General features: G+C 64.5%; 19 protein-coding genes. 13 read left to right on the top strand and 6 right to left on the bottom strand.

What is annotated here, in order from left to right:
• The first annotated feature begins 102 nt into the window (after window positions 1–102).
• Window positions 103–1,044 carry a LysR substrate-binding domain-containing protein gene (locus CLI93_RS04225; RefSeq protein ID WP_095541868.1) on the top strand — a complete coding sequence of 314 codons (942 nt, stop codon included), beginning with the start codon at window positions 103–105 and terminating at the stop codon, window positions 1,042–1,044.
• A 205-nt stretch (window positions 1,045–1,249) separates the two neighbouring features.
• Here the strand turns inward: CLI93_RS04225 and CLI93_RS04220 are convergent, their stop codons facing one another.
• Genes CLI93_RS04220 through CLI93_RS04205 form a run of 4 tightly spaced genes read right to left on the bottom strand, consistent with a single transcriptional unit; the run spans window position 1,250 to window position 3,303 of the window.
• Window positions 1,250–1,666 carry a hypothetical protein gene (locus CLI93_RS04220; protein WP_143326344.1) on the bottom strand — a complete coding sequence of 139 codons (417 nt, stop codon included), beginning with the start codon at window positions 1,664–1,666 and terminating at the stop codon, window positions 1,250–1,252.
• On the bottom strand, window positions 1,663–2,079 hold the full coding sequence (locus tag CLI93_RS04215; RefSeq protein WP_143326343.1) for a hypothetical protein: 417 nt from the start codon (window positions 2,077–2,079) through the stop codon (window positions 1,663–1,665). Before CLI93_RS04215 ends, CLI93_RS04220 begins: the two co-directional genes overlap by 4 nt.
• Entirely contained in the window at window positions 2,076–2,429 is a 354-nt protein-coding gene (locus CLI93_RS14730; RefSeq protein ID WP_143326342.1) for a hypothetical protein, read from the bottom strand. The genes CLI93_RS04215 and CLI93_RS14730 overlap by 4 nt, the downstream gene beginning before the upstream one ends.
• Before the next feature lie 25 nt (window positions 2,430–2,454).
• Window positions 2,455–3,303, bottom strand: a complete 849-nt coding sequence (locus tag CLI93_RS04205) for a PhaM family polyhydroxyalkanoate granule multifunctional regulatory protein (protein WP_238945745.1) — start codon at window positions 3,301–3,303, stop codon at window positions 2,455–2,457.
• Window positions 3,304–3,414: 111 nt separating this feature from the next.
• On the opposite strand from CLI93_RS04205, the gene dinB reads away from it, so the two are divergent.
• The 12 genes from dinB (at window position 3,415) to CLI93_RS04135 (ending at window position 17,971) form a co-directional block, all read left to right on the top strand.
• Window positions 3,415–4,713, top strand: coding sequence for a DNA polymerase IV (gene dinB / locus CLI93_RS04200; RefSeq protein WP_420823102.1), 1,299 nt, complete (start codon window positions 3,415–3,417; stop codon window positions 4,711–4,713).
• Window positions 4,714–4,750: 37 nt separating this feature from the next.
• Window positions 4,751–6,133, top strand: a complete 1,383-nt coding sequence (locus tag CLI93_RS04195; protein ID WP_095995698.1) for a Na(+)-translocating NADH-quinone reductase subunit A — start codon at window positions 4,751–4,753, stop codon at window positions 6,131–6,133.
• A 5-nt stretch (window positions 6,134–6,138) separates the two neighbouring features.
• Complete coding sequence (locus CLI93_RS04190; RefSeq protein ID WP_095995697.1) at window positions 6,139–7,350, top strand: NADH:ubiquinone reductase (Na(+)-transporting) subunit B; 1,212 nt, start codon at window positions 6,139–6,141, stop codon at window positions 7,348–7,350.
• Window positions 7,343–8,134: a Na(+)-translocating NADH-quinone reductase subunit C gene (locus CLI93_RS04185; RefSeq protein WP_095995696.1), complete on the top strand. Its 792-nt coding sequence runs from the start codon at window positions 7,343–7,345 to the stop codon at window positions 8,132–8,134. The genes CLI93_RS04190 and CLI93_RS04185 overlap by 8 nt, the downstream gene beginning before the upstream one ends.
• Before the next feature lies 1 nt (window position 8,135).
• Complete coding sequence (locus tag CLI93_RS04180) at window positions 8,136–8,804, top strand: NADH:ubiquinone reductase (Na(+)-transporting) subunit D (protein ID WP_095995695.1); 669 nt, start codon at window positions 8,136–8,138, stop codon at window positions 8,802–8,804.
• Window position 8,805: 1 nt separating this feature from the next.
• On the top strand, window positions 8,806–9,414 hold the full coding sequence (gene nqrE, locus CLI93_RS04175; RefSeq protein WP_095541765.1) for an NADH:ubiquinone reductase (Na(+)-transporting) subunit E: 609 nt from the start codon (window positions 8,806–8,808) through the stop codon (window positions 9,412–9,414).
• Window positions 9,411–10,634, top strand: coding sequence for an NADH:ubiquinone reductase (Na(+)-transporting) subunit F (gene nqrF / locus CLI93_RS04170; protein WP_095541764.1), 1,224 nt, complete (start codon window positions 9,411–9,413; stop codon window positions 10,632–10,634). The genes nqrE and nqrF overlap by 4 nt, the downstream gene beginning before the upstream one ends.
• Before the next feature lie 24 nt (window positions 10,635–10,658).
• Window positions 10,659–11,036, top strand: coding sequence for a hypothetical protein (locus CLI93_RS04165; RefSeq protein ID WP_095540817.1), 378 nt, complete (start codon window positions 10,659–10,661; stop codon window positions 11,034–11,036).
• Between the two features lie 98 nt (window positions 11,037–11,134).
• Window positions 11,135–12,181, top strand: coding sequence for an FAD:protein FMN transferase (locus CLI93_RS04160; RefSeq protein WP_238945744.1), 1,047 nt, complete (start codon window positions 11,135–11,137; stop codon window positions 12,179–12,181).
• The gene (nqrM, locus tag CLI93_RS04155) at window positions 12,178–12,363 is read left to right on the top strand and encodes a (Na+)-NQR maturation NqrM (protein ID WP_095541763.1); all 186 of its coding nucleotides are present in this window, start codon (window positions 12,178–12,180) and stop codon (window positions 12,361–12,363) included. Before CLI93_RS04160 ends, nqrM begins: the two co-directional genes overlap by 4 nt.
• Window positions 12,364–12,945: 582 nt before the next feature.
• A complete protein-coding gene (locus tag CLI93_RS14725; protein WP_143326341.1) occupies window positions 12,946–14,364 on the top strand; it encodes a hypothetical protein in 1,419 nt (472 codons plus the stop codon).
• 802 nt (window positions 14,365–15,166) lie between these two features.
• Entirely contained in the window at window positions 15,167–17,971 is a 2,805-nt protein-coding gene (locus tag CLI93_RS04135) for an IPTL-CTERM sorting domain-containing protein (protein ID WP_095541759.1), read from the top strand.
• A 399-nt stretch (window positions 17,972–18,370) separates the two neighbouring features.
• Here the strand turns inward: CLI93_RS04135 and CLI93_RS04130 are convergent, their stop codons facing one another.
• Together CLI93_RS04130 and CLI93_RS04125 are read right to left on the bottom strand one after the other, a co-directional pair.
• Window positions 18,371–18,775 (bottom strand): type II toxin-antitoxin system VapC family toxin, encoded by a 405-nt coding sequence (locus CLI93_RS04130; protein ID WP_095541758.1) that lies wholly within the window; start codon window positions 18,773–18,775, stop codon window positions 18,371–18,373.
• A complete protein-coding gene (locus tag CLI93_RS04125; protein ID WP_095541757.1) occupies window positions 18,772–19,017 on the bottom strand; it encodes a FitA-like ribbon-helix-helix domain-containing protein in 246 nt (81 codons plus the stop codon). Before CLI93_RS04125 ends, CLI93_RS04130 begins: the two co-directional genes overlap by 4 nt.
• Window positions 19,018–19,343 lie beyond the last annotated feature (326 nt).

Here is a 19,343-nt window from a genome sequence, read left to right as displayed (position 1 = left end):
TGGTATGGATGATCATTGACGGAATAAACTGCCGTTTTCTCACCACATCATCCTGCATTTGCAACAATCAACCGCATCCCCATGCACGCCACCAGTGACGACTTGCACGACCTCAACGACCTGGCCTACTTCGCCCACGTGGCCGGGCACGGCGGCTTTGCCGCTGCCGAGCGGGCCACCGGCATCCCCAAATCCAAACTCAGCCGCCGCGTCGCCGCGCTGGAAGAACGCCTGGGCGTGCGCCTGATCCAGCGCACCACGCGCCGCTTTGCCATCACCGACATGGGCCAGCGCACCCTGCATCACGCCCGCGCCATGCTGGCCGAGGCCGAAGCCGCGCAGGCCCTGGCGCGCGAGCACAGCGGCGCGCCGCGCGGCGCGGTGCGCCTGTCCTGCCCGCCCGCGCTCTTGCACCACGCCGTGGGCCCGATGCTGGCGCGTTTTCTCAACGCCTGGCCGCAAGTCAGCGTGCAGGTGCAGGCCAGCAACCAAAACATCGACGTCTGGCAGGACGGCATCGATCTGGCGCTGCGCGTGCGCGCCCCCGGCACCCCCTTGCCGCGCGAAGAAACCCTGCGCCCGCTGGCCCTCAGCCCACACGTGCTGGTGGCCGCCCCGGCCCTGCTGGCCAACGCCGCCCCGCCCGCCACGCCCCAAGACCTGGCCCGCCTGCCCAGCGTGGCGCTGGGCAACTCGCCCGAAGAAAGCCAATGGCTCTTGAGCAGCCCCGATGGCCGCCACGCCGCCTTGCCGCTGGCCCCGCGCCTGGTGGTCAACGATGCCGAAGCCCTGCTGTGCGCCGCGCTGGCCGGCGTGGGCTGCGCCGCCCTGCCCCGGCTGCTGGCGCACGACGCAATGGCGCGCGGCGATTTGCAGGAAGTGCTGCCCGGCTGGGCCCCGCCAGCGGGCCAGGTGCAGGCCGCCTACGCCACCCGGCGCGGCATGCGCCCGGCAGTGCGCATGCTGCTCGATGCGCTGGTCAGCGGGTTTGAAGAGCTGATCCGTGGCGGCCGCTGCCTACAGCCATTGGCGCCACTGACTTGACGCTGGCGCGCGCATAGCCCTTCAGGGCTTGCCCCGAGACTCGTATTCGCCATCTTGGCGCAAACGGCAAGCAGCGGTTGGGCATGGGCAGCAAGGCTGCGCCGCCCAGCCTATGGGCCGCAGAGGCCTTGTGGGCACGGCAGCGCACCCTATCCACCCAATCCGGCTTGATGGGGCCCGCCGGGCAGGGCTTTTGAGCAGCCCCTCAAACCGGCATGGCCGCATATTCGGCCATGCGCTGCTTGTAATTGTCTGGCGTGTGGCTCCAGCGGTTGGGGTCGTCGTATTCAAAATCTGCGCCCACATCCCCGGCGCGCGAGATGCGGATCATGCATTTAAGCCAACCGCGCCCATTGGGGTTTTCCGCTTTCATGACAGCATGCAATTTGATGAGCAAATCCAAGCGCGGCCCATCCGGCGCCACCATCAGGCAGGTATTTTGCGCGTCATACGAATATCCGCGCATGCCGGCATGGCTATCGCCCACTTCCCCAATCAGGATGATTTTCTGCCAACCCTCCTGCTCGGTGACTTCCGCATCCTGCAGCAAGGATTTGCAAAGCTCCATCAGGGCTTCGTCCTTTGTCATTCTTTCCTCCATCAGATTGATGAAAAACCTCAAACCGGCATGGCCGCATATTCGGCCATGCGCTGCTTGTAATTGTCTGGCGTGTGGCTCCAGCGGTTGAGGTCGTCGTATTCAAAATCTGCGCCCACATCCCCGGCGCGCGAGATGCGGATCATGCATTTGAGCCAACCGCGCCCATTGGGGTTTTCCGCTTGCATGACGGCATGCAATTGTTTGAGCATGCCCAGACGCGGCGGGTCAGGGGCAACCAAAAGGCATTGATTCTCGGCGTTGTATGAATAGCCGTGCATGCCGGCATGGCTATCGCCCACTTCCCCAATCAGGATGATTTTCTGCCAACCTTCCTGCTCGGTGACTTCTGCATCCTGCAGCAAGGATTTGCAAAGCTCAATCAGGGCTTCGTCCTTTGTCATTCTTCCCCCCATCAGATTGATGAAAAACCTCAAACCGGCATGGCCGCATATTCGGCCATGCGCTGCTTGTAATTGTCCGGCGTATGGCTCCAGCGGCTGGGGTCGTCGTATTCAAAATCTGCGCCCACCTCCCCGGCGCGCGAGATGCGGATCATGCATTTGAGCCAACCGCGCCCATTGGGTTTTTCCGTTCGCATGACCTGCTGCAAAGCGCGCAGCTTGTCCATATCAAAATCCAGCGATGGCGATATCCATTGACATTCGCCCTGCTGGTTGTACGAATAGCCAAATGCCTTGACGCTGGCGCTGGTGACGCAATCAGAATCAGTTTTTGCCAGCCTTGCTGCGCGGTCAGTTTGGCATCCTGCACGCACGCTTTGCACAAATCAATCAATGCGTCGTTCTGGTTCACGGCGCTTTTCTCCCATCGCGCAAATTAGGGCCTTTGGGGCTGGCAGCGGCGCGCGTTTTGGCGCTGCCTCGCGCAGCGCCAGCGGCCTTGGCGCGGGCCGTCGGGGTTTTGGGCTTGGCCTTGGCGGGCGCTGCGGCTTTCTTGGCCCGGGGGCGGCGCGGCGCTTTGGGCTGGGTGGCGGCAGGCGCGGCAGCGGCTGAAGCCTGGGCGGCGGCCACGTTCTGGCCGATGTCGTCCAAGGCCTTGGCGGCAATGGCCTGGAACTGCTCGGTCAGCGCGCCCCACCACTGCAGGGCCTGGGCCTGCATGTGCTGCATGGCGGCCATGCCCTCGGCCGTGGGGTTGGCGGCGTCCTCGGCTGCGCCCTCAGTCGCACCCTCGGCAGTACCCTCAGTCGCACTTTGGGGCGCGTCGTGCGCCGCACCGGCCCCGTCATGGGCTTTGCCATCGGCCGCAGGCATGTCGGGCATGGCGGCCTGGAACACTTCGGCCGAGCGCTGCGCCCCCTGCTGGATGCCTTCGCTGAAGGCCTGGGCCATCTCGCGCGCGTCGCGGTTCATGCGGCCCAGCGCGCTCAGCGTCATTTTCTGCACCTCCAGGGCCTGGATGGTGGCTTCCAGCGCACGGCCGTTTTGCTCCAGCCAGAACTTGACGACCTTGAGCTCGTCGATGCGCTTTTGCACTTCGGCCGGGTCCATGGTCGGGGCCAGCCATTGCTGAAAGGCCGCCCCGGCTGCGCCGCTCTGGCCCTGCGCCTGGCCCAGCGCCGCCGGGGCCAGGTTGCGCAAGAAATCGAACCCGGGCACAAACCGGGTGAACTCCATCCAATTGCTTTGTTCGCTCATCGCCTCTCTCCTGCGGGCCGGCCGGTTCGCTGGCCCATACCGGCGCGAGGATACGGGACAATGGGCGCCGCTCCCAGCCGGGAAAACCGCAGCCTGGGCCGCCCCCTTGCCATGAATTGCCCCACCCCCGCCACGCCCGCCGCCACGCCTGCGCCTGCGCCCGAGCCCGTTTCGGGCCAGGCCGTGCGGCGCATTGCGCACCTGGACATGGATGCGTTTTTTGCCTCGGTGGAGCTGCTGCGCCAGCCGCAGTTGCGCGGGCTGCCGCTGGTCATCGGCGGCGGCCGGCGCGCGCCGGGCTGGCTGGGCGATGCGGCGCTGGAGGCGCTGCCGCCGGCGCAGATCCCGCTGCAGGCCTTCCCCCGCCTGGGCGGCTATGCCGGGCGCGGCGTCATCACCACCGCCACGTATGAGGCGCGGCAGTTCGGCGTGGGTTCGGCCATGGGGCTGATGAAAGCCGCGCGACTGTGCCCGCAGGCCTATCTGCTGCCGGCCGATTTCGATCAGTACCGCGCCTACTCGGCGCGCTTCAAGGCGGCAATCGGCGAGCACGCCAGCCGCATCGAGGATCGCGGCATCGACGAGGTCTACATCGACTTCAGCGGCCTGCCCGGCTGCGCCGAGGATGGCGGGCTGGCGCTGGCGCAGCGCATCCAGCGGGCCATCTTCGCGGCCACGGGGCTGAGCTGCTCGATCGGCGTGGCGCCCAACAAGCTGCTGGCCAAGCTGGCCAGCGAATGGCACAAGCCCAATGGCATCTTCATCCTGCAACCGCAGGAGGTCACCGCGCGCATCTGGCCGTTGGCCTGCGGCAAGGTCAATGGCATCGGCCCCAAGGCCAGCGCCAAGCTGCAGGCGCTGGGCATTGCCACGCTGGGCGAGCTGGCGAAGGTGCCGCAGGAGCAACTGGTAGCGCACTTTGGCGCCAGCTACGGCCGCTGGCTGCACGCTGTGGCCTGGGGGCGCGACGAACGGCCGCTGGTGGTGCAAAGCCAGCCGGTGTCGATGAGCCGCGAGACCACCTTCGCGCGCGACCTGCACGCCCGGCGCGACCGCGCCGAGCTCTCGGCACTGTTCACCGCGCTGTGCCAGCGCGTGGCCGATGACCTGCAGCGCAAGGGCTACGCTGGACGCACCATCGGCGTGAAGGTGCGGCTGAGCGATTTCCGCACCATCACGCGCGCGCATTCGATCGCGCACTACACCCAGGATGCGGCCACCATCCGCCAGGCCGCCGGGCAATGCCTCAAGCGCATGGACTGGTCGCAGCCGCTGCGCCTGCTGGGCGTGAAGGTGGACAAGCTGCTGCCGCTGGCACAGGCGCAGCAGCACAACGCCAGCCTGGCTGCGCAAGGGCAGAGCGCAGCGCAACAACTGGACTTGCCCTTGCAGCAGGGGCTAGCTGAATAAAATCGGTTCTTTTTCCACGAGAGAGACAAGGCCAGTGATGCACAAGATCAAACGGGGCCTGGATCTGCCCCTGGCCGGCGCCCCCCAGCCGCAACTGGCCGACGCTGCGGCCGTGCGCCGCGTGGCCGTCATCGGGGCCGATTACCACGGCCTGAAGCCGACGATGGCGGTGCAGGTGGGCGACCGGGTGAAAACGGGCCAGCCGTTGTTTTCCGACAAGAACCAGCCGGGCGTGCACATCACCGCGCCGGCGGCAGGCGTGGTCAGCGCCATTCACCGCGGGCAGCAGCGGGTGCTGCAATCGGTGGTGATCGATGTTGAGGGCGCGCCGGGCCAGGAAGAGGCGCTGGCCTTCGCCCGTTATGACGAGGCCCAGCTCGACGCGCTGAGCGACGCGCAGGTGCGCGAGAACCTGCAGCACAGCGGCCTGTGGGCGGCGCTGCGCACGCGGCCGTTCAGCAAGATTCCGGCCGCTGACGCCACGCCCGCGGCGATTTTCGTCACGGCCATGGACACGCACCCGCTGGCGGCCGACCCGGCCCCCATCATCAATGCGCACGCTGGCGATTTCCGCCACGGCCTGCGCGTGCTGGCGCGCCTGGCGCCGCTGGTGCTGTGCAAGGCGGCCAATACATCAAATACATCGGCCAGCGCCTCGCTGCCGGGCGAGGATGTGCCGGGCCTGAAGGTGGAGCAGTTCGACGGCCCGCACCCGGCCGGGTTGCCGGGCACGCACATTCACTTTGTGTACCCGGTGGATGCCACGCGCACGGTGTGGCACATCGGCTATCAGGACGTGATCGCCATCGGCAAGCTGTTCACCACGGGCCAGTTGTGGACCGAGCGCATCGTGGCGCTGGGCGGGCCGGTGGTGAAAACCCCGCGCCTGCTGCGCACGCGCCTGGGCGCGAGCCTGGAGGAGCTGACCGCCGGCGAGCTGGAGGGCGCGGACAACCGCGTGAACAACCGCGTGATATCCGGCTCGGTGCTGGGCGGGCGCACGGCCAGCGGGCCATATGCCTTTCTGGGCCGCTACCACGTGCAGGTGAGTTGCCTGCACGAAGGCACGGAGCGCGAGATGCTGCATTACCTGCGCCCGGGCGCGCGCAAGCATTCGGTGACCGGGGCCTTTCTCTCCAGCCTGCTGGGCCGCCGCCTGCTGCCCATGAGCACCACCACCAACGGCAGCCCGCGCGCCATGGTGCCCATTGGCAATTACGAGGCGGTGATGCCGCTGGACATCCTGCCCACGCAGCTGCTGCGCGCGCTGATCGTGGGCGACACGGAGATGGCGCAAAAGCTCGGCTGCCTGGAATTGGATGAAGAAGATTTGGCGCTGTGCACCTACGTGTGCGCGGGCAAGTACGAATATGGCCCGATCTTGCGGGACAACCTCACCCGCATCGAGAAGGAGGGCTGAACACCATGGGCCTGCGATCTTTTTTTGACCGTATCGAGCCGCACTTTCACCAAGGCGGCAAGTACGAGAAGTGGTACGCCTTGTACGAGGCGGTGGACACCTTCCTCTACCGCCCTGCCAGCGTGACGCGCTCCACCGCGCACGTGCGCGACAGCATTGACCTCAAGCGCATGATGATCATGGTCTGGCTGTGCACCTTCCCGGCCATGTTCTTCGGCATGTGGAACGTGGGCTGGCAGGCCAACACCGTGTTTGCCGCCCAGCCCGAGCTGCTGGCCGCGCAGGATGGCTGGCGCTTTGCGCTGATGCGCATGCTCGGAGGCTTCAACCCCGCCAGCGCGTGGGACAACATGCTGCTGGGCGCACTGCACTTTCTGCCCATCTACGCCGTCACCTTTGCCGTGGGGGGCTTTTGGGAGGTGCTGTTTGCCTCCATCCGCCGCCATGAGGTCAACGAGGGCTTTTTCGTCACCTCGGTGCTGTTTGCGCTGACGCTGCCGCCCACCATCCCGCTGTGGCAGGTGGCGCTGGGCATCAGCTTTGGCGTGGTGCTGGGCAAGGAGGTGTTTGGCGGCACCGGCAAGAACTTCATCAACCCGGCGCTGGCCGGGCGCGCCTTCCTGTTCTTCGCCTACCCGGCCGCGCTCTCGGGCGATGCGGTGTGGAACGCAGTCGATGGCTACGCCGGCGCCACGGCGCTCAGCCAGGCCGCCAGCGGCGGCGTGGCGGCGCTGGCGCAGGGCGGCCTGAGCTGGTGGGACGCCTTCCTGGGCTTCATGCCCGGCTCGGTGGGCGAGACCAGCACGCTGGCCATCCTGATTGGCGGCGGCGCGCTGATGCTGATGCGCATTGCCGCCTGGCGCATCGTGGCCGGAGTGATGATCGGCATGGTGGGCTTCAGCCTGCTGCTCAACCTCATCGGCTCCGACACCAATCCCATGTTCGCCCTGCCCTGGTACTGGCATCTGGTGCTGGGCGGCTACGCCTTCGGCATGATGTTCATGGCCACCGACCCGGTGTCGGCCTCCATGACCAACACCGGCAAGTGGATCTTCGGCGCGCTGATCGGGGTGATGGTGGTGATGATCCGCGTCATCAACCCGGCCTTCCCCGAAGGGATGATGCTGGCCATTTTGTTCGGCAACCTGTTCGCCCCGCTGATCGACCACTTCGTCATCCGGGCCAACATCAAGCGGAGGGCCGCACGCCGTGTCTGATCAAAAAGAAACCATTGGACGCACGCTGCTGGTGGCGCTGCTGGTCTGCCTGGTGTGCTCGGTCTTCGTGGCCGGCGCGGCCGTCAGCCTCAAGCCCACGCAGCAGGTGAACAAGCAGCTGGACAAGCAGCGCAACATCCTGGCCATTGCCGGGCTGGCCCCGGCCGATGCGCCCGCCGCCGAGGTGCAGCGCCTGTTCAAGGAGCGCATTCAGCCGCGCCTGGTCGATCTGCAAACCGGCCGCTTCAGCGACGCGCACGAGGCCGCCAGCTTCGATCCGCTCAAGGCCGCCAAGGACCCTGCCCTCTCCGACGCCCTGCGCCCCGAGCAGGACGCGGCCTCCATCCGCCGCCGCGAGCGCTTCACGGTGGTCTATCTGGTGGAAGGCGAAGGCGGCCGCCCGCAGACGCTGGTGCTGCCCGTGCGCGGCTACGGCCTGTGGTCCACGCTGCACGGTTTTCTGGCGCTCAAGGACGACTACAACACCGTGGCCGGTTTCGGCTTTTACCAGCACGCCGAAACGCCCGGCCTGGGCGGCGAGGTGGACAACCCGCGCTGGAAGGCGCTGTGGCCGGGCAAGCAGGTGTTTGACGCCAGCGGCCAGCCGGCCATCGCCATCGTCAAGGGCGGCGTCGATCCGGCCAGCCCGCGCGCCGTGCACCAGGTCGATGGCCTGGCCGGCGCCACGCTGACCAGCAACGGCGTCGATCACCTGCTGAACTTCTGGCTCGGCCCGCAGGGCTTCGGGCCTTTCCTGGCACACCTGCGCGCAGGAGGCAACTGAGATGGCACAACCCACGATCAAGCAAGTCCTGTTCGATCCGGTCTTCAGGAACAACCCCATCGGCCTGCAAATCCTGGGCATTTGCTCGGCGCTGGCCGTTACCTCCAACCTCAAGACGGCGCTGGTCATGTCGGTGGCGCTGACGCTGGTCACCGGCTTTTCCAACCTGTTCATCTCCAGCATCCGGGCGCAGATTCCGGGCTCCATCCGCATGATTGTGCAAATGGTCATCATCGCCTCGCTGGTGATCGTGGTGGACCAGGCGCTCAAGGCCTTTGCCTATTCGCTGTCCAAGCAGCTGTCGGTGTTCGTCGGCCTGATCATCACCAACTGCATCGTCATGGGCCGCGCCGAGGCTTTTGCCATGCAAAACCCGCCCATGCTCTCGTTCTTTGACGGCATCGGCAACGGCCTGGGCTACAGCGCCATGCTGCTGCTGCTGGGCTTCATCCGTGAGCTGTTCGGCGCGGGCAAGCTGTTTGGCATCGCCGTGCTGCCCACGGTCAATGACGGCGGCTGGTACGTGCCCAACGGCCTGCTGCTGCTGCCGCCCTCGGCCTTCTTCCTCATCGGCCTCATCATCTGGGCGCTGCGCAGTTGGAAGACCGAGCAGAACGAGGCGCCCGCCTTCCGCATGGCGCCGCACGTGAGCGGCAAGGAGGGCATCTGAAATGGAACACTACCTCAGCCTGTTTTTCCGCTCCGTGTTCGTCGAGAACATGGCGCTGGCCTTCTTTTTGGGCATGTGCACCTTCATCGCCATCTCCAAGAAGGTGGAAACGGCCATTGGCTTAGGGATTGCCGTGGTGGTGGTGCAGGCCATCACCGTGCCCGCCAACAACCTGATCTACACCTATTTGCTCAAGGACGGCGCGCTGGCCTGGGCCGGCCTGCCCGAGGTGGATTTGAGCTTTCTGGGCCTGCTGTCCTACATCGGCGTGATTGCCGCACTGGTGCAGATTCTGGAAATGCTGCTGGATAAGTACGTGCCCAGCCTCTACAACGCGCTGGGCGTGTTCCTGCCGCTCATCACGGTGAACTGCGCCATCATGGGCGGCACGCTGTTCATGGTCGAGCGCGACTACAACCTGGCCGAAAGCGCGGTGTATGGCGTGGGCTCGGGCCTGTCGTGGGCGCTGGCCATTGCCGCGCTGGCGGGCATCCGCGAAAAGCTCAAGTACAGCGACGTGCCCGCCGGCCTGCAAGGGCTGGGCATCACCTTCATCACCATCGGGCTGATGGCCCTGGGCTTCATGTCGTTCTCGGGGGTGCAGCTATGAGCACGGAAATCCTGCTGGGCGTGGGCATGTTCACCGCCATCGTGCTGGCGCTGGTGCTCATCATCCTGTTCGCCCGCTCCAAACTGGTCGCCAGCGGCGACGTGACCATTGAAATCAATGGCGAGCGCAGCATCACCGTGCCCGCCGGCGGCAAGCTGCTGCAAACCCTGGCGTCGCAAAACATCTTCCTCTCGTCGGCCTGCGGCGGCGGCGGCACCTGCGCGCAGTGCAAGTGCATCGTCGAAGCGGGCGGCGGCGAAATGCTGCCCACCGAGGAATCGCACTTCACCCGCCGCCAGGCGCGCGAAGGCTGGCGCCTGTCCTGCCAGACCCCAGTCAAGCAGGACATGAAGATCGAAGTGCCCGAAGAAGTCTTTGGCGTGAAAAAGTGGGAATGCACGGTGGAGAGCAACCTCAACGTCGCCACCTTCATCAAGGAGCTGACCTTGCGCCTGCCCGAGGGCGAAAACGTCGATTTCCGCGCCGGCGGCTATGTGCAGCTGGAATGCCCGCCGCACACCGTGGCCTACAAGGACTTCGACATCGCCGAGGAATACCGCGCCGACTGGGACAAGTTCAACCTCTGGCGCTACGTCTCCAAGGTCGATGAGCCGGTGATCCGCGCCTACTCCATGGCCAACTACCCCGAGGAAAAAGGCATCGTCAAGTTCAACATCCGCGTGGCCACCCCGCCGCCCGGGCGCGACGACCTGCCGCCGGGGCAAATGTCCTCCTGGGTGTTCAACCTCAAGCCCGGCGACAAGGTCACCGTGTACGGCCCGTTTGGCGAATTCTTCGCCAAGGACACCGACGCCGAAATGGTCTTCATCGGCGGCGGCGCGGGCATGGCGCCCATGCGCTCGCACATCTTCGACCAGCTCAAGCGCCTGAATAGCAAGCGCAAGATCAGCTTCTGGTACGGCGCGCGCTCGCTGCGCGAAGCCTTCTACACCGAGGAATACGACCAGCTCGCCGCCGAAAACCCCAACTTCACCTGGCACCTGGCCCTCTCCGACCCGCTGCCCGAAGACAACTGGACGGGCTACACCGGCTTCATCCACAACGTGCTGTACGAGAACTACCTCAAGGACCACCCTGCCCCCGAAGACTGTGAGTTCTACATGTGCGGCCCGCCCATGATGAACGCCGCCGTCATCCAGATGCTGCTGGACCTGGGCGTGGAGCGCGACAGCATCTTTTTGGATGATTTTGGTGGATGAAAACCCAACAACTAGGAAAATGCAATGACCATTAAAACAGAAAAGGAATTGGCTGAAGCACTAAAAAATAGCCAAGAAACCATTGAGCTAGAAGGAAAAATTAAAGACACCGTAATAAGAATAAAGGCCACAGGGAAAGTCACCTGGGCCATTGCTATTGGCGCCATAGGGATTGCCGTCGCTTTAGTTTTATCTCCTGTCCGAGATCCTAAATCACAAGTCGCCAGCAAAATTTCTGGTTTTGCCGCCGCTAGTGGAGCAGTCGCCATCCTTGGATCAGGAGCAACATATGCAGCGATTTCAATCGCTGTAGCGGCTGGAGGCATTGGAGCTTTGAATAGTTTGCGAGACTACAAGATAGTCAGCTCCAATGGAGAAAAGCTAATCTTGAGGAAGTCATAAATTCACAGCTCTACGTGCAAATCTTCCATAAAAACCTATACATTTTTCTACCATTTTTGCTTGCCGCCTGCCAGCCTGCCGGACAGGCTCGGCAAATCGTGAAATTCACCGGCCCCACCATGGGCAGCAGCTACCAGATCAGCTACGTGGCTGAATCCGGCGCGCCCGGGCTGGCGGCGGCGCAGGCGGGGGTGCAGGCCATCCTGGGCGAGATCGATGCCGCCGTCTCCACCTACCGGGGCGATTCGGCCCTGGCCCGCTTCAACGCCGCGCCCGCGGGCGCTTGCATGGACATGCCTGCCGCCGCCATCGCCCTGGCCGAGCACGCCCAAGCCCTGCACGCGGCCAGCGGCGGCGCGTTTGACGTGAGCCTGCTGCCCGCGCTGGAGGCCTGGGGCTTTCGCCACCGGCCCAGCGCCCCGGTGACGACCAACATCCCGGCCAGCGCGGCCGCCGCAGCCGCAGCCCCCACAGCACCTGAAGCGCCCACCGAGGCCGAACTGCAAGCCCTGCGTCAGCGCGTGGGCATGCAGCACCTGCGCATCGAGGGCGCGCGGCTTTGCAAAAGCGCGCCCATCCGGCTTGAATTCAACAGCACCGCTGCGGGCTACGCCGTGGACCGCGTGGCGCAGTGGCTGGAGGGCCAAGGCGTGCGCAGCTATCTGGTGGAAATCACCGGCGAAATGCGCGCCGCTGGCCGCAAGCCTGGCCGCAAACCCGATGGCGAGCCCTGGCGCATCGCCATCGAAGCGCCGCTGGAAAACGCGCGCCAGGCGCAGAAAATCCTTGCACTGCAAGACATGGCCCTGTCCACCTCGGGCGATTACCGCAACTGGCGCGAGGCGGGCGGGCAGCGCTATTCGCACACGCTGGATGCGCGCAGCCTGCGCCCCGTGCGCCACGCGCTGGCCTCCGTCACCGTGGCCCATGCCTCGGCCTTGCAGGCCGATGGCCTGTCCACCCTGCTGATGGCGCTGGGGCCAGAAGCGGGCTACGACTACGCCAGCGCGCACGGCCTGGCCGCCCTGTTCATCACCCGCACGGGCGAGGGCAAAAACGAAGGCGAAAATGGCGGCTTCGCCACCCGCAGCACGGCGGCCTTTGATGTCGCTTTCCCTTCATCCGTTTCTGGAGCACAACCATGATCTGGCTCGTCACCCTCATCCTCATGCTGTTGGTCGTGGCCGGCATGGCCATCGGCGTCATGGCCGGGCGCAAGCCCATTGCCGGCTCCTGCGGCGGCCTGGCCAACAGCGTGGGGCTGGATCACACCTGCCATTGCGGCAAGGCCCCCGGCACCTGCGGCAGCGATGCCGGCAAGGCCTGAGGGCGCGGCTCAAAACCCCTGGCTTGAGCGGCGGGCGCTCAGGCGGATTGGGGCGGTTGGGCCGTCTGCGGCCTTGCATCCCATCCTGCTCCGTTCCATTCCAAGCCGCTGCTGCCCAATCGCGTCAAGCGCTTGAACAGCCCCTAAAACGTGCTATGCACTTTGCGCCCCCCGCGCACGGGCGCCAGTCTGCTGCAGCATGTCGCGCAGCAAAGGCGCGGCGCTGAAAACCAGGCCATCGCCCCCTGCCCAAGGCTTGCCATCAAAACCGTATTGCAGGCCCTTGCAGGGCTGCCCAGCCTGCGGCAGGGCAAAGGTGCAACACCGGCGCCGACCAGCAACGCCAGCAACGCCAGCAACGTTAGCCGTTGGCAAGTACGTGGCCGCACCCTACAATGGCTCCGGCTTGTTACATGATTTGCAAAAATCTGTCTCTTTGGCAGGTTTTCCCCGCCGGTCATTTTTCATGAGGAGGTCTTGCACATGCACCCCAGCCAGGCGGCGCGGCCCTTGCCATGCCACCCCCAATATTGCTTCAGGAATGCGCGCTTGCATGCAGCGCCATGATTTTCTCTATTAACCATGTTTTTGAAAATGAATATTATGTCTTTTTATAGAATCCCGTTGGCAACCGCTTTTTTTCTGGGTGTTGGTCTCAGTGTTGCCCAGGCGCAATCATTCTCGATTGACGAAACCGTGGCGTTGCCAGGCACGAACGATCACATCGTGACCGTCCAGTTCGAGAACTCCAACCCACGAAAAATTGCTTCCTTTTCTCTCTCGATTCCCGTTAGCAGCAGCATCACGGTTACCGATGCCGACTTTCAATATTTCGGGAACGCTGATGGAAGATGCTTTGTTGCGGCCGGGAAGATCAACTGCAATGTTGATGAAAAATCAGTGGGAGCTTTTCTTCCAGAAAGATACAGAATAAAAATCAAAGTGGACGTCAAGCCGGATGCTCCACTGGGGGATATACCTTTTGCTGTTTCCGACGATGATGACAGCGTTGTCTTTTACGGCGAAACAGGCAATAGATACCCTATTAGTGCCGTTGCCTTGTCAAGCGGAAAAATCACCGTCAGCAATAGCCTGCCACCCCCAAGGCAGGCGAGCGGATTTCTGAACCCAACTTCCGGCACACCCATTGAAGCTTCCGGCCATAATATTGGCAGTGATGTGGCGTTCAAAATCACCTTGTCGGCTGAAGATGGCGCGGCCACTGCCACTGCCAAGCTGGATAACTGCCAGATCAGCGGCGCCGATGCAGCGGATTTTGCTTTCTATGACGCCATGCCGCTGATCGTAGCCAGTGAGAGCAGCGCTGATATTTTTGTGAGAGGCCGAGTCAAAAAAAGCGTCGAGCAAAATGCTACGCTGAGCTGCAAATTGTTTGACCATGCCAACCCCGCCGGCGCCACGGTCAGTTGGCCGCTGAAAATTGGTGCGGGAATAGCCGATAGCGGCTCCAGCAAGCCGACACTGAAAATCATTGACAGCACGGTAGAAGTGGGGGCTGTCGATCATGAAATCACGATCCGGCTTCAATCTCCCAATCCGCCAAATGTCGGCGCAGCTGAGTTTGTTGCTGCCTACGACAAGAACCGGATGACGCTGAAATCATGGGAATCTTCTGCCACCGCAAACACCAATTGCACAATTGACAACAATGCTGGCAAATTGAAATGCAATATTGCCCGATTGCTTCCCTCGCCTTACATCCCACAGGCCTATGAGATTAAAGCCAAGGCAACCATTGATACCACTTCGTCAATGGATGACATTTATTTGTTTTTCGAAAGCCATCTTTTCCGCGACAAGCCTGGCAGCGATGTTTATTTATCGGGGAATGCATCCGGAGGAACAATCAGCGTGCGCTCTGCGCCGCTGCACGCTGCACCGGTCGCCGTTCCCGCTTCCTCGCTGTGGTCGCAGATCGCCATGTCCGCGCTTTTGGGCGCACTGGGCATACTGGCTTTGAGCCTGCGCCGAACTCGCTGAGAGCCTGTTCAAAATCTCGGCGCGAGTGGGCAAGAAGCGGTTTGGGGTGGGCTGCAAGGCGCAAAACGCAGCCATAGCTGGGGCTATGGCGAGGCTTTGCAACGAAGCAGAGCGCCCAAATCCGCTCTCGTGACCGCCGTGCAAAGATTTTGAACAGGCTCTGAGCCGGCAGCTTTCACATCAAACCAAAAGGCGCCCCGAGGGGCGCCTTTTTTATCCGCGCCTTATCGCGTCATTGATCGTGTGTGGTTGATGGTGTTTTTGAGTCGCCCCCGCAAACTCCGCCCCCCAGTCTGCCTTGCGTCGTGGCCCCGATCCGCTGTGCTGCAAGCCTCGGTTTGCGACAGACTCACCTTCCTTGTCTTGCGGCTTCGAATCATTGCATGCGCCAGCGCACCGCTGCCACCTGCACCCCTGGCGCTGTAGGGCCTGAGCGGCCTGCTCCATCTCCCGGCCCCTGACAGGCGCTCAGGCAGACGGCTCGCTTTGCAACCCCAACCCCGCCTTGCAAGAAAACCAGGCTCACCGCCCCCTTGCCCAAGGCTGGCCATCAAAACTGTATTGCAGGCCCTTGCAGGGCAGCCCAGCCTGCGGCTGGGCAAAGGCGCAACACCGGCTACCGGCCCAGCAACGCCAGCAACGCCAGCAACGCCAGCAACGCCAGCAACGCCAGCAACGTTAGCCGTTGGCAAGCGCATGGCTGCGCCCTACAATGGATTCAGCTCGTTACATGATTTGCAAAAACCTGTCTCTTGGACAGGTTTTTTCCCGCCGGTCATTTTTTTCATAGGAGGTCTTGCACATGCACCCCAGCCAGGCGGCGCGGCCCTTGCCGCAGCTTTTCCCCCCTCCCCCCCGAAAGTTTGAGTGCCTGAGGCGCCTGGCTCGCTGGGCCGCCGGCACCGCGCTGGCCCTGGGCGCAGCCGCCACCGCCCAGGCCCAGCACTGGAAGTTGGATGCTTCGTTCAAGGCCGATCAAGGCTCCACCCATGCCATGGTGCAGCACGACGGCAAGCTGTGGGCGACCTTCCTCACCGAGCTCGTCCGCCTGAATGTGAACAGCGGCGCCGATGAACAGCGGCTAGATGGCAAGGGCGGCCCGGTTTTCGCCTTGGCCTTGCAGGCCGATGGCAAGCTGCTGGCGGCCGGCGGATTCACCGAATTTCCCGTTGGCGAGCCCGCATCGCGGGTCGTGCGCCTGAACCCGGATGGCACACGCGACACCAGCTTCACCTCCCCGACCATCAGCGCACTGCTGCCGCATAACCAACTGGTGAAGCATCTGGCCGTGCAGGCCGATGGAAAAATTCTGATCGCTGGCAATTTCGGCCAGGTGGACGGGGCGCCCGCGCACGGCCTGGCCCGGCTGAACGCTGACGGCAGTCGCGATGCCAGCTTTCAAAACACCCTGCCCGACCACTTTTTGGCGGGGGGCCTGCTGCTTTTGCCCAACGGCCAAATTCTGGCGGGGGCGAACAACGGGCAGCTGTACCGGCTCAACCCCGATGGCAGCCTGGCCAACGATGGGCTGGCCTATGTTGCGTCAGGTGTGACGATGCTGCACCGCCTGGCCAGCGGCAAGATTCTGGTGGGGGGCGGCTTCACTTACGTAGAGCACAAGCCCTACGAAAAGCTGCTGCGTCTGAATGCCGATGGCACGCTGGACACCAGCTTTGCCAACCCCCGCATCCAGGGTGGTAGTGAACAGGTGCAGGCCGTACAAGAGCTGCCCAACGGGCAAATCCTGATCGGGGGGAACTTCACCCAGGTGCACGGCCAGGCCCGCGAACACCTGGCCCTGCTGAACGCCGACGGCACGCTGGACAACCAGTTCAACGCACCCGCCGTGGACGGAGTCATCACCTATAGCCGTGGCATCTCCTCCTTTTTGCTGCAAGACAGTGGCAAGCTGCTGGTGGGCGGTTGGTTCAGCATGCGAGATGGCACGGTGATGCGCTCCGATGTGGTGCGGCTGATTCCGCCTGCTACCCACGCCATCACCACCGCCATCAGCCCCGCAGGCAGCGGCACGGTGACCTGCTCGCCCAGTTCGGTGTTCGAGGGCGGCAATGCCACCTGCACAGCCACGGCCAACGCGGGTTACACCTTCAGCGCCTTCAGCGGCGACTGCACGGGGACGACCTGCACGCTGACGAACGTGACTAGCCCCAAGAGCGTGACGGCCAACTTCACCACGACCCACGCCATCACCACCGCCATCAGCCCCAAAGGCAGCGGCACGGTGGGCTGCTCGCCCAACCCCGTGCCCAACGGCGGCATCGCCATCTGCAAGGCCTCGGCCAAAAAGGGCTTTGTGTTTGACAGCTTCAGCGGCGATTGCTCGGGCACGAACTCGACCTGCGCGCTGACGAACGTGACCAGCGCCCAGCACGTGATAGCCAAATTCACCGCCAAGGGCACGACCCACGCCATCACCGCCACGGCCAACCCGCCCGCTGGCGGCACGGTGAGCTGCACGCCCAACCCCGTGCCCAACGGTGGCGATGCCACTTGCACGGCCACTGCCAACGCGGGCTTCGCGTTTGACAGCTTCAGCGGCGACTGCACGGGGGCGACTTGCGCGCTGACGAACGTGACCAGCCCCAAGAGCGTGACGGCCAAATTCACCGCCACGGCCACGACCCACGCCATCACCGCCACGGCCAATCCGGCCGCTGGTGGCACGGTGAGCTGCGCGCCCAACCCCGTGCCCAATGGCAGCAATGCCACCTGCACGGCCACGGCCAACACGGGCTACACCTTCACCAGCTTCAGCGGCGATTGCACCGGCACGACCTGCGCACTGACGAACGTGAGCAGTCCCAAGAGCGTGACGGCCAACTTCACCGCCACGCCCAGCACCCACGCCATCACCGCCACAGCCAACCCGGCCGCTGGCGGCACGGTGAGCTGCGCGCCCAACCCCGTGCCCAATGGCGGCAATGCCACCTGCACGGTCACGGCCAACGCGGGCTTTGTGTTTGACGGCTTCAGCGGCGACTGCACGGGGGCGACCTGCACGCTGACGAACGTGACCAGCGCCAAAAGCGTGACGGCCGCGTTCAAGGACGTGCGCCGCCGCTTCGAGGGCACGACGGTGCCGCCCAGCGGCGCGGGTGCCCCGGCGGTGGCCACCTTCACCGGCGGCGGGGCCAACTGCCGCTTTGACGCGGGCAGCACCGCCTTCATCGCCGCGCCGGCCGCGCCGCCCAGCGGGCAGGCCATGCCGCACGGCGCGCTGCGCTTCAAGCTTGTTGACTGCGACCCCGGCAGCACGGTGAACGTGACCGTGCGGTGGCCCGGCCCGGTGGATGGCGCGCTCAAGTACGGCCGCGCCAGCGCTACGGCAGACAGCTTCTACGCGCACCCGGGCATCAGCGCCAGCGGCAATACGACCAGCATTGCCCTGACCGACGGCGGCCTGGGCGATGCGGACAACGCGGCCAATGGCGAGATTAGCGACCCGCTGGCCGCCACCACGGCCATTACCGCCGGCCCCATGGGCGTGACGGCCGTGCCCACAATGGGCCACTGGGGCCTGATGCTGCTGGGCCTGGCCGCCGCCGGCCTGGGCGCGCGGCGCTTGCGCCACAAGAAGGCCGCCTGAGCGGCCGGGGCCAGGGAAAAGCCGGCATGGCCTGAACCCACGGCCCCCCGGCCCTGAACCCCGCCGGGCATGCACCCGGCCTTGAGTGAAAAACCGCCCTTCGGGGCGGTTTTTTTCTGGCGCTGGCTGGCGGGGCCGCCCTGCCTGGGGCGGGTGTCAGCATGGCAGGGCGGGCGCTTTTATTTTGGAATGCAGTTGTTGCTCTTTTCTACCCAGATTCTCCCCAGAGGGCAGAGGAGCCGGGGAAGAAGATATGCGCCCCACGCTGTCTTGCACCATGCCGCGCACAAGCGTCCTGTCGAGCGCACACCCTCGCCCCAGCTCTCTCCCGCAGGCGGGAGAGAGCGTACGTGTGCGGGGTGGAGGGCGCTTGGGCAGGATTTTGGGCAAGTTCTCGCGCTATGCGCCTTTCACGCTGCCCAGGCTATACGCCACACCCGGGAACGCCCGCAACACCTGCTTGTCCTGGGTCATCAGCGGGCAGCCCAAGGCCTGGGCCAGGGCGACGAATTCGCAGTCGTATGCCGTGCAGCCGCTTTGCTGTGCCAAGGCCAGCACAGCGGCGGAATCCACGGCTTGCTCGCCCAGCGCCATCAGGGCCTGGGCTTCCTGCTGGATTTGGATCGCGTCGGCCAGGCTCAACTGCTGGCGGCGCACGTAGCCGCTCAAGATGTTGCGCAGCTCGCTGCGCCAAAGCGGTGGGGCGTGCCATTGGGGGTGCTGGCGCAGCAGGGCTTCGGCCTGCTGGCTGAATTGGCCGGGCAGGTAGAGGTAGGCCAGCACGTTGCTGTCCACCACGATCATGCGCGGCCCTCTTGGCGCAGGGCGGCAATGTCGGCGGCGGCGAAGTCCTGCCCGGCCAGGCGCTGGCGCAAGGCGCGGGCGCGTTGCAGGCGCTCCTCGGCGCTGGCGCTGGCGGGCATGAGCACGGTTTGCAGGCAGACGACGGCCTCGTTGCTGAGGCTGCGGCGATGCGCCTGTGCTGCGGCCTTGAGGCGTTCGTAGATTTCGTCGGGGATGTTTTTCAGCGTCAAGGTGGCGGGCATGGCGATGCTTGCTTGGGAATCAATCTGGTTGCATTTTGGTTGCCTTTGCCGTGATCGTCAAACTTTCGGGGCCAGTGCAGGGGCACAAAGCCACGGACCAGGGAAACCACGCCTTCACGCGCTGGATGCTCCCGCCCATCATGGTCAGGCGGCAAACCCCGCGGCAATGACAGAGCGCGCCAGTCGGCCAAGCGCGCTGGCCAATGAAGCCCAGCGAGCCTGTATCTACAATCGCGCCCTCTTCGTGGCCTGTCGGTCTGGGTGCGACGCACCCGCAGGCCGCTGCCTTGACAGGACAAAAACAAGAGATCCTCTGAACCTTTTGA

The organism is Vandammella animalimorsus (assembly GCF_002288875.1).
GTDB lineage: Bacteria > Pseudomonadota > Gammaproteobacteria > Burkholderiales > Burkholderiaceae_C > Lampropedia > Lampropedia animalimorsus.
The sequence above is the reverse complement of the archived record's forward strand: the minus strand, read 5'-3'. Positions and strand labels throughout refer to the sequence as shown.